Below are 13472 nucleotides of genomic sequence, written 5' to 3' on the forward strand. Positions count from 1 at the left end.
AACAAAAGGGTAATTCGCTCGTCACGAAGGCCGCCTAGCGGGCGCTCCGGAACACACGGTTCGCACAAAAAGATTTCCACGGAGTAGTAGACATGAGGCTTTCCCGCAGCGCCCGTCCGGGCCGCGCCCTTCGCATTGCCCGCGCCACCCTGCTTGCCTGCGCCTGCATTCCCGGCGCAGCGATGGCCGGTGACCTTGGCGGCACCGTGGTCAGCAGCTCGCTAGACCGCCCGGTGCGCGGCGCGCGGGTGATGGTAGTGGAGACCGGCCAGTCGGTCTCGACCGATGAGGATGGCCGCTATTCGATGCTCGGCCTCAACGCCGGCCGCTACACGCTGCGCATTTCGCAGCCCGGTTACGAGCCGGTCCAGTTGCAAGTGCAGGTGCCAGAGACTGGCGCCATCACCGCCGATGCCAGCATCGCCCTGCTTGGCGCGGCAGCGGGCGACGAGATCGTGGTGACCGGCGCGCGCACTTCGCGCCTGCTCTCGATCGAGCGCAAGCGTTCGCTGTCGGTGGTGTCGGACATCGTGTCGTCCGACGGCATCGGCAAGCTGCCCGACTACAACACCGCCGAAGCCCTGCAGCGCCTGCCGGGCATCTCGGTCGAGATCGACCAGAGCGAGCCGCGCTATGTTGTCATTCGCGGTGTCGATCCGAACCTCAATCAGGTGATGATCGATGGCAATGTGGTCGGCATTCCCGAGGCCGAAGGCCGCCGTGTGGCGCTCGACACTATTCCCTCGGATTTGGTCGGTGCCATCGAGGTCGTGAAGACCGTCACGCCCGACTACGACGCCAATGCCATCGGCGGTTCGATCAACATCGTGACCCCCACAGCCTTCGATCAGTCCGGCCCGTTCACCTATGTCTCGGGTCGAGGCATTTACAACGAGGTTGCCGACAAGCTGGGCTTCGGCGCCAGCGCCATGCACGGACAGGTTCTGGATGCCGAGGGCACCTTCGGGGTGGTCGCCGGGGTGAGCTACTCCAAGCGCTTCATCGACACCGAGCTGGTCGATCCGCGGAGCTGGGAAGAGGTCGACGACGGCTTCTGGGCTCCCACCGGCATGCGCTATTACGACTACTCGATCATGCGCGAGCGGATCGGAGCGATCCTCAACCTCGACTGGCAGCCGAGCGACAATGCGCACTTCTACCTGCGCAACATCTACAATGAGTTCACGGACCACGAAGGCCGCGACCAGTTCGACTACGACATGTATCGCGGCGACGCGGCGTTCCCGTCAGCCAATGAAGTGACCTACGACCGAGGCCGCGCGTCGCGCGAGTTCCGCCAGAACAACCAGACGCAGAAGCTGTTCAACATCTCGCCCGGCGCAGAGCTGACCTTCGGCAACATCGAGCTGGACCTCAACTACACCTTCGCCCACGCCGAGGAACACACCCCGGTTCGCGACGACATCGAGTTCCGCACCGGCAGCAGCAATGTCTCGACCATTCGGGTGGGCGAGGGCCTGCCCACTTTCACCTCGATCGACGAGGGCCTGTTCGATCCCGAAGCCTATCCGCTGCGCCGGATCAGGCTGCGCCGCGAAACCATCGACGAAGACCTGCATGCAGCCAAGGCCGACCTGACCTACAATTTCTCCAATGCCAGCGACAGTTTCCTGAAAACGGGCGTGAAGTTCATCGACCGCACCAAGGATCGCGACAACTATCAGGAGCAGTGGGAGCCGACGCAGGACGTGACCTTCGGCGACACCGGCGGCGTGCTGCCGGAAATCGAGGGCTACTATGACGGGGATTACCGTTTTGGCCCGGCGATGGATTACCAGGGCGTGCTCGACTATTTCTACACCCAGAATCCGGGCCTTCTGGAGCTGGACGAGGAGCGGACCGGCTTCAACGACCGCGCCTCGGACTATCACATCAACGAGCAGATCTATGCCGGCTATGCGATGGCCAGCCTTGAACTGGGTTATCTGACCGTGGTCGGCGGCGTACGCGTTGAAGTGACCGAAGGTCGCTACGATGCCTTCGCCATTCGTGACACCGACGGCAATGGCGATATCGAACTGTCGGACATCGCCCCCCTCAGCTTCAAGAAGAGTTACACCCATGTGCTGCCGAGTGTGGTGATGAACTACCGCCCGTCGCCTGAAGTGGCGCTGCGTGCGGCTTGGACCAACACCATCGGCCGGCCCAACTATTCGGATGTCGTGCCGACCTTCGAGGAAGAGGACGGCGACGGCGAGGCGGGCAACCCGAACCTGCAGCCCTATACCTCGATGGGTCTCGACCTTTCGGCCGAATACTATCCCGACGTCGAAAGCGTGTTCTCGCTGGCAATGTTTTATAAGCGCATCGACAACCCGATCTATCGCCAGCGCATCCTCGATACGAGCTTTGCCGGGGTCGACCTTCTCAGCCTGTCGCAGCCGCAGAACGCCGATGCGGGTGAGCTGTTCGGGGTGGAGGCCAATGTGGTGCGTCGCCTGACTTTCCTGCCGGGGCCGCTGGATGGGCTCGGGGTCTCGGCCAATGTCACCTTCGTGGACAGCGAAGTGACCGTGCCGGGCAGGGCGGACAAGCTGCCGTTCTTCCGCCAGTCGAAATGGATCGCGGGCGGCGCGCTGTTTTACGAGAAGGGCCCGATTGAGGCGCGCGTCGCGCTCAACTACCGCGATGACTACCTCACCGGCGTCGGCTCGACGCGGGACAGTGATGCCTACACCGGCGCCCGCACCGTGCTCGATGCGCGCATCGCCTATCGCGTCATGGAGGGGATCGAGTTGTTCGGCTCGGTGTCGAACATCGGCAAGGAGCCGCTGGTTGAATATCAGTCGGTTTCCGACCGCATCATCGCGCGCGAGGCCTATGGCGTGAACGTCGACTTCGGCTTCAGCGCGAGCTTCTGATGGCGCTGAAGCACACAGACGAGATCGGGCTGGGCAGGGCCGGTCGCCGCACTTTGTGTGCGGGATTCGGCCTCGCCTGTCTCGCCCTGTTTGGCACCAGCGCCGGGGCGACAAGCTCCGATCCGTTGCCCGCCCCCGCGTTAACGGTCGAAACCGCGCCGCATGGTGGCGAACCGTGCCAGCTCGAGGCGGAAACGGTGCAGGTCTGGCAGGCACCGGAAGCCGATCAGGGCGTGGCGGTGGACGAGCGCTATTTCTACGCGATCGATAACTCGGTCATCGCCAAATATGCACTGGCTGACGGCTCGCTGGTCGCAAAATGGGAAGACCAGACCGGCAGGATCGGCCATCTCAATAGCTGCTATGCCGATCAGGGCCTGCTGTGGTGCGCCAATTCGAACTATCCGCACGCGCCCATGGGCTCGTCGGTCGAGGTTTTCGACGCCGAGACGATGGAGCATCGCGACAGTCATAGCCTTGGCATGATGGAGGAAGGCTCGCTCACCTGGTTCGTGCCACTGGGCGAGGGCTATCTGGCGGCCTTCGCGCACTACGATAATCGCGGGGTGGACTATAAGGACCACCGCTATTCCTCGGTCGTCACATTCGACAAACAGTGGCGGCGCACCGGTGGCTGGCTGTTCCCGCCCGCGCTGGTGGAACGTATGGCCCCTTATGCCGCTTCGGGCGGCGCCCTCGGGCCGGACGGCAGGCTCTATGTCACCGGGCATGATCGGCCTGAGATGTACGTGCTGGAGGCGCCCGTGGCTGGGCCTTATCTGGTGCACGTAGCGACGATATCGCTGGAGATCGAAGGCCAGGCCTTCGCCTTCGCTGCCGATGCCCAGCCGACGATCCTTGCGGTGGATCGCGACAAGGGGCTGGTGCGGCGCATCGCCCTGCCGCGCTAGCCCCAGCGAACCTCTCCGGCCGTTCTCGCCCGCCCCGCCGTGCGGCAAGCTCGCATGGGTGCGAATGGCAATTGCATCTCGCAAAGAATAAAACTAACGGGCGTTACAGTAGCCGTTTTGTAACGATCGTTAGGAAGCGAGAGGTCTCGTCAGGAGCCTCCGCTTCGAGGAGAGGATAGAGAAGCCGTGGGTGTGTTTCCCCATCGCTACAGCCTGGTTTTCCGGCAAGCTGCATGAGTCTTGCGCGTAGGCGTAGGCCGTCAGTTCGCGCGGGGGACCGCCTTGTGTACCTGCCGGGCAGGCACCTCTTCAACAAAATGATCATCGATTTGGAGCCGACGGCGGGGAAGCCGTTTCGTGCTCCGTTATGAGTTCGTCCGCCTGGCGGACGAATGCATGAAGGGAGAAGCTAGCTTGCTGAAATCTATGACTGGAATCAACGTCACCTTTGCCGGCGCATCGATGCTGGCCCTGTGTGCCGCCTTGCCTGCCCACGCGCAGGACGCCGATGCTTCGGCGGAGCGCCAGGCCAACAACACCATTGTCGTCACCGCCCAGTTTCGTGAGCAGAATGTGCAGGATACGCCAATCGCTATCACGGCGATGACCGGCGAGATGCTCGAATCACGCGGCCAGACCAACGTGGCCGATCTTGGCGACTTTGCGCCCAACGTTGCGCTCGAACCGGCGACCGGTCTTCAGGGCAATTCGATTGCCGCCTTCATCCGCGGCGTGGGTCAGTCCGATGCCAGCTTTGCGCTTGAGCCGGGCGTTGGCATCTATATCGATGATATATACTACGGCACCACCTTCGGCGCGGTCATGGACCTCACCGATCTTGAGCGCGTCGAAGTCCTGCGCGGGCCGCAAGGAACGCTGGCGGGCAAGAACTCCGTTGGCGGTGCGGTGAAGCTCTACACCTCGAAGCCAGATGGCACCGGAGGCGGATTCGTCGAGGCGACCTATGGCAGCTATGACCGGCTCGACCTGCGCGCCAGCGCCAATTTTGCGCTGACCGAAGAGCTGTTCGCGCGCGTTTCGGTGGTTTCCAAGTCATCCGACGGCTATATGAAGCGGCTCGATTATGGCTGCGTAAACCCCGGCGAGGGTATCCCGGCAACGGGCGATAGCGATGCCGATTGCGTACTCGGCACCGAAGGTGGCCGCGATCTGCAAGCGGTGCGGCTGGCGCTGCGCTATGCGCCGATCGATGCGCCGTTCGAAGTGACGCTGCGTGCCGACTATGCCAACGACAAGTCGGAGATTGCTCCGGCAAAGCTGCTTTACGCCGACAATCCGAATGTGCGTAGCTATGTCGAGGGCGATGCTTCGGCCGGTATCCCGTTCGATGAGCGCTTCATCACCGCGCCCGACAGCTACACCACCTACGCGACTTATTCGAACGGCGGCAACTATACGACTCCGTTCGCCGGCCTCACCACTCAGGTCCAGCCGGGCACCTTCTCGGTCGATCCGCAGGGCTCGGTCGAAAGCTGGGGGGTGTCGGGCCATGTCGATATCGACCTTGCCGACAACCTCGTGCTGACCTCGATCACTGGCTATCGCAAGGCCGAGGGCACCAGCGGCATCGACGTCGATGGTTCACCGCTCGCGATTCTGTTGCAGCAGTTCAACTACAGCCACGAACAGTTCACGCAGGAGCTGCGCCTTTCGGGCCAGTTCGCCGATGGCATGGTCGATGCAACCGTGGGTGGTTTCTACTATGACGCCAACGACATTCTCACCGGGCGCAACCAGATCGGCACGCTGCTGTTCGACTTCCTTTCCGACGATCTGGTGACCAACCGCTCGGTGTCCGCCTTCGGTCATGTCGAAGTGCATGTGACCGATGCGATCAACCTCATCGGCGGGCTGCGCTACACCGATGACAAGAAGGTCTACAACTACACGCGCGTGAACGTCGATGGCAGCGAACCGAGCGGGGCTTTCTTTACCCCGAACTTTCTGCTCGCCGGCCTCAACGGCGAAAGCGGCACGTTCAAGGGTGACAATGTCGACTATCGCATCGGCTTCAACGTTACGCCGATTGACGACCTGATGCTCTATGCGCAGGTCTCGACCGGCTTCAAGGGCGGCGGCATCAACCCGCGTCCCTCGGCGCCCGATCAGGTGCTGAGCTTCGGGCCGGAAAAGCTCACCACTTACGAGGCAGGCTTCAAGTCACAGCTGGTTGACGGGCGCGTGCGCCTCAACGGTGCGGTGTTCCTCAACGAATACACCGATATCCAGTTGGTGCGCTATCAGTGCCCGGATAGCGTGGTGAACTCGTGCTCGGTGCCGTCGAACGCGGGCGATGCCGAGGTGCTGGGCTTCGAGTTGGAAACCTTCCTTGAGCCGGTCGACAATTTCACCATTGACGGATCGCTCGGCTATCTCGATTTCGACTACACCGAGATCAAGAACCCGGCGACACTGGTGACGCTCGATATGATCGCGCCGTTCATCAGCAAGTGGCAGCTTTCGGCCGGTGCGCAGTACCGTGTCGAATTGCCCGGCGGTGCGCTGCTTACGCCGCGAGTGGACTGGAGCTATCGTTCGGACTTCTTCTACAATTCGATCAATAACGACTTTAACCTGATCGACGGTTACAGCCTCGTGAACGGGCGGATTACCTTCGAAAGTGCCGATGGGAACTGGTCGCTGAGTGGCGCGGTGTCCAATATCTTTGACAAGTTCTACTACACCGGAAAGTCCGAGAACGTGGGCAGCTTCGGTGTGGTGACCGGCAATCCGGGCCGTCCGCGCGAATGGTCAGTGACCCTGCGTCGCAACTTCTGATCGACTGGCTGATCAAAAACGGGCCGGGCCAGCGCATCTGCTGGTCCGGCCCTTTTCTTATCCGGAGATGGCTTGGGGCCGAACGGCACCGCGTCGGGAGCTAGCCTTGCAGGTCTTGCTCGGTGCCGTCGCTCGTCTCGCTTTCAAGCACTGCAGCCGCAGGGCCGGTGCGTGGCAGGCCGACGAAGGGTTGCTGGTCTTCGGCTGGCACGGGCGAGGCAATCGCGCTGCGCCACAGGCCGAACAGCGCAGCCAGCAGGGAGACTGCACCGATCGCCGCGAACAGTCCGGCCGGCCCCAGCAGCCCCATGGCGAGCGAGCCCATCAGCGGGCCGACAACGGCGCCTGCCGAATAGACCAGCACCAGCCCGCTGCTCGCGCCGATCCGCTGGCTTTCGTCCAGATGATCGTTGGCGTGGGCCACGCACAGCGGATAGAGCGCAAAGGCGAACCCGCCGAACAGCGCGCCCGGCACGAACACCGCCAGCCGTCCCTCGGCAAAGGCCAGTGCCGCGCAGATCGCGGCCGTCGCCACCATCGAGCCCACGATCACGCGCCGCCGGTCGAACCGGTCGGACAGGATGCCGAGCGGATATTGCAGCACGACCCCGCCCGCGATCACGCTCGAGGTGAAGAGCGCCACCAGCGCCAGCGGCAAGCCGATGCGCTGCGCGAAAACCGCACCAAGACCATAGAACGCGCCCATCATTAGCCCGGTGGCGAGCACGCCGACAAACCCCAGCGGCGATGCAGCATAGAGGCGCCGCAAGGTAAAAGGGGAGATATCCTCCATCACCGGCTGGGCAATGCGCGTGAGCACAACCGGCAGGATCGTCAGCGACAGCAGGATGGCCGACAGCATGAAAGGTAGCGAGGGCGCATTGTCCTGCAAATTAAGCAGGAATTGCCCGAGCGCCTGCCCCGAATAGAGCGCAATCATATAGGCGGCGAGGATGGCGCTACGGTTGTTGGGCTGTGCCACGCGGTTGAGCCAGCTTTCGAGGCAGACGAAGACTCCGCTCATCACGAACCCATCGGTGAAGCGCAGCACGATCCAGATTGGCCAGTTGTCCACCAGCGCATAGGTAAGGCTGCTGGCCGAATAGACCGACACGAAGGCGGCAAAGGCTCTGATATGCCCGACCCGCGCGATTAACGGCGTCACCCGCAATGCGCCGAGCATCAGCCCGGCGAAATAGGCCGTGGCGACAAGGCCGATCACCAGCGCCCCGGCGCGCGCCTCCTCAAGCCGGATGGCGATTAACGTCGCGAGAAAGCCGCTGCCTGCCATCAGCATGAAGATCGCCACCAGCAGCGCGCGCACGGAAAGGAGCGAGGCGAACATGCGCACGGCCATAGGCGCGCAGGCTGGCTCAGGCTAGTTTATGTCGGCCGAAATCGCGCACAGATGCGCGCCTTTGGGCACCGTCTGGACGGCTCGCTCAATCAATGCTGAAGATGCTGCGCGCGATATGACGGACGCCGCCATTGGCCGGGATTGGATCGTTCTTGCCCGGTCTTGCGCATGGTCCTGCTCCTACAGCCCGGCGTGGCAGACGTATTTGCGGTTGAGATATTCCTCGATCCCGTGGTGCGAGCCTTCCTTGCCGACACCCGACATCTTCACCCCTCCAAATGGCGCATGGGGGGTGGAGATGAGCCCGGTGTTGATGCCGACCATCCCGCTTTCAAGCTTGCTCGCAACGTGGTCGATCCGGGCGGGATCAGAGGAGCACAGATAGGCGGCAAGGCCGAACTCGGTGTCGTTGGCGAGCGCGATTGCCTGCTCGACGGTGTCGAAGGCGATAACGCCTGCGAGCGGGCCGAAGGTTTCCTCGTGCGCCAGCTTGGCATCGGCCGGTACGTCCGCCAGCAGCGTGGGCACAGACAGCCGCCCGCCCGGTGAGCCACCACCGGCAAGCAGCTCAGCGCCGCGCGAAAGCGCATCTTCGCGGTGTTCGTCGATCTTTTCGAGCGCTGCCGCGTCGATCATCGGGCCGATATCGACGCTGTCGTCGAACCCGTCGCCCGCCTTCATGTCGTCGACCTTGGCGGCGAAGGCATCGAGGAAGGCATCGCGCAGGCCTTGCTGCACATAGATGCGATTGGCGGCGATGCAGCTTTGTCCGCCATTGCGGAACTTCGCGACCATGGCGGTTTCCACCGCCGTATCGAGGTCGGCATCGTCGAGGATAACCAACGGCGCATTGCCGCCCAGCTCCATCGAGATGCGCTTCATCGTGCCCATGCACTGCTCGGCCAGCATCACGCCGATCTCGGTCGAGCCGGTGAAGCTGAGCTTGCGCACCACCGGGCTTTGCGTGAGCACCTTGCCGATCGCGGAGGCCGACCCGGTGACGATGTTGAACACACCCTTCGGAAGGCCCGCTTCCTCGCCCAGCTTGGCGAAGGCGAGGGCGGTGAGCGGGGTCTGCGATGCGGGCTTGGCCACCATGGTGCAGCCCGCCGCCAGTGCCGGAGCGGCCTTGCGCGTGAGCATGGCGAGGGGGAAGTTCCACGGCGTGATGGCCGCAGCGACACCAAGCGCTTCGGGCCGGGCATAGAGGCGGCGGCCGGAAACGGGGGCGGGGATGATCTCGCCCAGAACGCGCGTGGCCTCCTCGGCATAGAAGTGCATGAAGCCGTTGCCATAGGCGACCTCGCCATGGGCTTCGCGCAGGTGCTTGCCGTTTTCGCGGGTGATCAGGCGGGCAAGGTCGTCCTCGTGCCGCTCGATCAGCTCCGCCCAGCGGCGCAGGATCGCGCCGCGCTCCGCCGCCGGGCGCGCCGCCCAGGCGGGGAAGGCATCGCGTGCGGCATCGACGGCGGCCTGCGCCTCCGCTGCGCCCACGCTGGTGACTTCGGCCACCAGGTCGAGTGTGAACGGATCGTCGACAGCGATGGGCGTGCCCTTGCCTGATATCCAGCTGCCGCCAACAAGATTGCGAGTGACGAGAAGGTCGCTTTCGTCGAGCTGGCCGCGCGTATCAGGCATTATTTGGCATCTCCATCGAGATTGGGATTGGTGACCGGGGTGTCGCTTTCGAACAGGTGTTCGAACCGGCGATAGGTGCAAAGCCACTTGCCATTGCGTCGCACGAAGCGATCGGTGGCAAGAGAGATAGTCACCGGAACATGGCTCGGCTGAGGTTTAACGCCGTCCTTGGCATAAAGGAACAGGAAGTTGGTCGCCTCTGCGCGGTCCTCTTCGGTGTAGCGGGCGCGGTAATTGGTGAAGGCGTGGACCGACAGGCGATCTCCGCGTTTGGCCCTCCAGTCGTAGAACTGCTGGATTTTCTCTACTCCGATGTAGCTCGCAAACTGGGCGGGAAATTCGGCGTCCTCGGTGTAGTATTCACTCGCCGCCGCGCCGCCGTTGAAGTCGATTTCGCTGCGCAGGAGGAGTCCGCAGAACTGCTCGGGCGTGGGCAGGTAGCGTCTCGGAACTGAAAGTCTGCATGGCGTCCTGCCCCGGCGCGTTTCTTGGCGAACATCGACCGATCTTTTCGTTCTCCTCCAAATGGCGCGCTTGAGCAAGGGAAAGCCGCTCAGGCTCCGCCAGCCACCGCGAGATTGGCTGCGGTGACATAGGAGGCCTCCGGCGAAGCGGGATAGAGCACGGCGCTGGCAACCTCCTCGGGCGTGCCGACGCGGCCCATGGCGACGGCCGCCGCGCCTTTGGCCTGGCGTTCGGGAGAGAGCATTTCGGTCGCCACCGGGCCGGGCGATACGCAGTTGACGCGAATGCCCTCGGCAGCGACTTCACGCGCAGGATGCCCGCCGCATAGACCATCGCGCCAAGCGGGCCAGTCCGGGCCGCAGCTTGGAACAGGGCAACGATGTCGGTTGTGCTGTCGCAGGCGAGGGCGAGGGCGCTGGCCTTACTGCCCGCCGCCGCGATGTCCTCGACCAGCGCTTTGGCTTCTGCCTCGCCGCTGCGATAGGTTAGCACGACATGCCAGCCGCGCGCCGCGGCCATGCGCGCCGTGGCGGCACCGATACCGCCACTGCCGCCGATAATGACCATGACAGGCGGTTCGCTCATGCGCCGGGCCTTTCCTCATCCATCAGCGAAGGTAGAGCGCGTCCGACCGTCTCCGGCAAGATCAGCGTGGGAATCAGCGCCAGCGCGATCCCGACGATTCCAAGCGTCACCATGGCGGCCGAGAGCGACATGAACTGCGCCACCAGTGGCACGGCGAGGATGAACAGCGACGCGCCCGCCCGGCCCGAATTGTAGGCGAAGGCCTGCCCGTTGCAGCGCATCTCGGTGGGGAACAGCTCGGTGAAGCAGGGCCTGAAACTGGCATACATGCCGAACTGGAAGAAACCATAGACCATGCCGATCGGCACCAGCAGCCGAAAAAGCCGCCCGCCGAATTGATCGTCACCATGACGCCCGCCACCGATTGCTCGAGTCCGCGTTCGGCGGTCATGAAGGTGGTGAGATAGTTGGCCACCGAATAGGCTGCCCCTTGCACGCCGAGCGAAAGCATTGAGGCAAGCGCCGTGATCCCCAGCACCTTTGGGGTGAAAATCGAGGCCAGCGAAGTGGTGTGGTTGGCCGCCTTCTGCTTCGCCTTCGCTTCCTTGTAGACTGCGGCATCGTCCGAGCTGCGGCGGAAGAAGATGAGCAGTGCGGGCAGCAGGCCGACCCGGAACGCAATTCGCCAACCGGTGTCCGGATCGAAGCTCGCCGCGACTGGCCCTGCCAGCAGCGCGGCGATGGCCGAACCGATCGGAGCGCCCGTCTGTACCACCCCAGAGACTTACCGCGATGCTTGGGGCTGATCATCTCGCCCAGCTGTGCCCACCGTGCCGTGCTGCCGACGCAGATCGGGGAGGACGCCCTGATCGGGCACATGGCCTTGTTGCACGGATGCACGGTGGCCGACCGTGGCTTCGTGGGGATGGGCGCAATCGTTATGGACGGCTGCGCTATCGGTTCGCAGGCGATCCTGGCCGCAGGTGCCCTTCTGCCGCCCGGAAAGGCCGTGCCCGCAGGAGAGCTATGGACCGGCAGGCCAGCCCTCCAAACCAGAGCTCTGAGCGAGCAGGAAATTGCCGGGATGGCCTCGCAGACCGCGCACCATCGCGATGGCGAGCCATGACGGTGCTTGAGTCCAGCGCTTTGCTTAGCGCGGCGAGAGCAGGTTTGGATCGAGGAACTGGCGGACGATCCCCGGCCCCTGGAACCACGCGCCCACCCAGGCACCGCCGCCGCCGTTGAACCACTCGGCCCGGAAAGCATGGCGGCCGGCTTCGAGCTGGGCGCTGCCCGCCTTCATGATGACGCCGTGATCCCCGTCGTTATCGACCACCGTTTTCCCGTCGATATAGAGCTTGCTGCCATCGTCGGAGGCGAGATAAAAATCGTAGGTGCCGGTGGCGGGGATATCGATGAACCCGTCGAAAGTGACAGCAATGGCGTTATCGCGTGGCAGGTCGAGTTCCGAAAGCGAGACTTCGTGTGTCACACCGCTAGCCACGGGTTCGAGCTCGTCGAACACAGGCAGGCGTACCGGGTCTTCGGGCAGAAGATACGCGTTCCAGCTGAGTCCGCGCGGCTCGTCGGAAGGTTCGAGCACGCGGAAATAGCCGGTGGTCGGCATGCTCGCCTGCGTACCGTCGATGTAGAGCGCGCTTCGCACTATGGTACTTTGCGTGATTGCCACAGGCCCCTGATAGAGCGGCGATGTGGCAGTGGGGTTCGTGCCGTCGAGCGTGTAGCGCACCTCGCCAAGTGGATTGGGGTTGGCGATGGTGAGTTCGGCCCGGTCCTCTACAAACAAGCCGCCCGCCGGATCGTTGCCCTGAGCAAGCGGCGAAATGACCGGCGGAGCGTAGAAGCTGCTCACCTTGTAGGTCTGCTTGGGCAGCTCCTCGCTGGCGAGCGCGGCGCGGACCGGTCGGCCGATCCAGGCATAGGGCCGCTCTATGCCGAGCAGCCAGGCGACGGTTGCGGGCAGATCATAGGTGCTGATCGGCATTTCAAGCTCGCGCCCGCGCGCGACACCGGCCCCGGCCGCGATCCACGGGATTTCCAGTTCAGCGAGCGATTCCCCTCCATGGCCCTTGCCAACGCCGCCATGGTCGGAGCTGACGATGATGACCGTCTCCTCGGCGATACCTGCCTGTTCGATCGCCTGCCGGATCAGCCCGATTTCGGCATCGGCGCTTTCGACGGCAGCATAATACTCGGGGGTGCCGTGACCGTCGGCGTGGCCTGCGTGGTCAGCCTGATCGAGGTGTACGAACAGGAACTGCGGCCGCTTGGTGCGGATATAGTCGGCGGCGTGGGCGGCGGTTTCGGCATGGCCGTCGGCATCGACATCGAGATCGACGAAGCGATGATCGTAAAGATTGCCGAAGCCATCCCAATCGTAGATCGAGCCGACCTCCCATTCCGGGTGCTGGTCGTGCAGGATCTGGAAGATCGAGGGGAAGAAGTTGCCAGAGCCGGTAACCGAGGCGGGGATGGTGAAGTCGCCCACACGCCAGTCATTGCTGGTTACACCATGCTGTGATGGGTCGACACCGGTGAGCATCGAGGCCCAGTTCGGCGAACTGGAGGTCGGCAGTACCGAGCGGGCATGCATGGTAGAGCCGCCCTCGGCGATCATTTGGTCCATCACCGGTGTATCGGCATTGTTGATGCCGTCCGGGCTCATCCCGTCGACGCCCACGAAAATGACATGACGCACCGGCGGCTGTGCTGCGCCGTTCTGGGCCAAGGCCGGGCCGGCAAGACCGACAGCGGCGACGGCTCCAAGGAGCTTGGCAGCGAGGTTCAGGCGCGGGGAGGGCATGATCGACTTCCTGTCTGGCAAATTGGTATAGACCAAATAACGCCCGTTTTTTACATTTTGGGGACGAAGCG

The 13472-nt window shown here is 63.5% G+C and carries 10 protein-coding genes and 2 pseudogenes; 4 read left to right on the top strand and 8 right to left on the bottom strand.

What is annotated here, in order from left to right:
- Positions 1-92: 92 nt before the first annotated feature.
- From ABDJ38_RS06220 to ABDJ38_RS06230, 3 genes are all read left to right on the top strand, one after another.
- The gene (locus ABDJ38_RS06220) at positions 93-2882 is read left to right on the top strand and encodes a TonB-dependent receptor (protein WP_346784214.1); all 2790 of its coding nucleotides are present in this window, start codon (positions 93-95) and stop codon (positions 2880-2882) included.
- The gene (locus tag ABDJ38_RS06225) at positions 2882-3793 is read left to right on the top strand and encodes a hypothetical protein (protein WP_346784215.1); all 912 of its coding nucleotides are present in this window, start codon (positions 2882-2884) and stop codon (positions 3791-3793) included. Before ABDJ38_RS06220 ends, ABDJ38_RS06225 begins: the two co-directional genes overlap by 1 nt.
- Positions 3794-4207: 414 nt before the next feature.
- On the top strand, positions 4208-6592 hold the full coding sequence (locus tag ABDJ38_RS06230) for a TonB-dependent receptor (protein WP_346784216.1): 2385 nt from the start codon (positions 4208-4210) through the stop codon (positions 6590-6592).
- A 100-nt stretch (positions 6593-6692) separates the two neighbouring features.
- Here the strand turns inward: ABDJ38_RS06230 and ABDJ38_RS06235 are convergent, their stop codons facing one another.
- The 7 genes and pseudogenes from ABDJ38_RS06235 to ABDJ38_RS06260 form a co-directional block, all read right to left on the bottom strand.
- Positions 6693-7937, bottom strand: a complete 1245-nt coding sequence (locus ABDJ38_RS06235; RefSeq protein WP_346784217.1) for an MFS transporter — start codon at positions 7935-7937, stop codon at positions 6693-6695.
- Between the two features lie 192 nt (positions 7938-8129).
- The gene (locus ABDJ38_RS06240; protein ID WP_346784218.1) at positions 8130-9587 is read right to left on the bottom strand and encodes an NAD-dependent succinate-semialdehyde dehydrogenase; all 1458 of its coding nucleotides are present in this window, start codon (positions 9585-9587) and stop codon (positions 8130-8132) included.
- Positions 9587-10129: a hypothetical protein gene (locus ABDJ38_RS06245; protein WP_346784219.1), complete on the bottom strand. Its 543-nt coding sequence runs from the start codon at positions 10127-10129 to the stop codon at positions 9587-9589. The genes ABDJ38_RS06240 and ABDJ38_RS06245 overlap by 1 nt, the downstream gene beginning before the upstream one ends.
- Positions 10130-10140: 11 nt before the next feature.
- On the bottom strand, positions 10141-10296 hold the full coding sequence (locus ABDJ38_RS06250) for an SDR family oxidoreductase (RefSeq protein WP_346784220.1): 156 nt from the start codon (positions 10294-10296) through the stop codon (positions 10141-10143).
- A 104-nt stretch (positions 10297-10400) separates the two neighbouring features.
- Positions 10401-10637: pseudogene (locus ABDJ38_RS16945) on the bottom strand (SDR family NAD(P)-dependent oxidoreductase); the annotation flags it as partial.
- Positions 10634-10933 (bottom strand): MFS transporter, encoded by a 300-nt coding sequence (locus ABDJ38_RS06255; RefSeq protein ID WP_346784769.1) that lies wholly within the window; start codon positions 10931-10933, stop codon positions 10634-10636. The gene ABDJ38_RS06255 and the pseudogene ABDJ38_RS16945, both read right to left, overlap by 4 nt.
- 62 nt (positions 10934-10995) lie before the next feature.
- Positions 10996-11352: pseudogene (locus ABDJ38_RS06260) on the bottom strand (MFS transporter); the annotation flags it as partial.
- Positions 11353-11373: 21 nt separating this feature from the next.
- Between ABDJ38_RS06260 and ABDJ38_RS06265 the strand changes: the two are divergent.
- On the top strand, positions 11374-11703 hold the full coding sequence (locus ABDJ38_RS06265) for a gamma carbonic anhydrase family protein (RefSeq protein WP_346784221.1): 330 nt from the start codon (positions 11374-11376) through the stop codon (positions 11701-11703).
- A 24-nt stretch (positions 11704-11727) separates the two neighbouring features.
- Here ABDJ38_RS06265 and ABDJ38_RS06270 read toward each other — a convergent pair whose 3' ends face one another.
- Positions 11728-13401: an alkaline phosphatase family protein gene (locus tag ABDJ38_RS06270; RefSeq protein ID WP_346784222.1), complete on the bottom strand. Its 1674-nt coding sequence runs from the start codon at positions 13399-13401 to the stop codon at positions 11728-11730.
- Positions 13402-13472 lie beyond the last annotated feature (71 nt).

It is taken from the genome of Aurantiacibacter flavus (assembly GCF_039710615.1).
Lineage (GTDB): Bacteria > Pseudomonadota > Alphaproteobacteria > Sphingomonadales > Sphingomonadaceae > Alteraurantiacibacter > Alteraurantiacibacter flavus.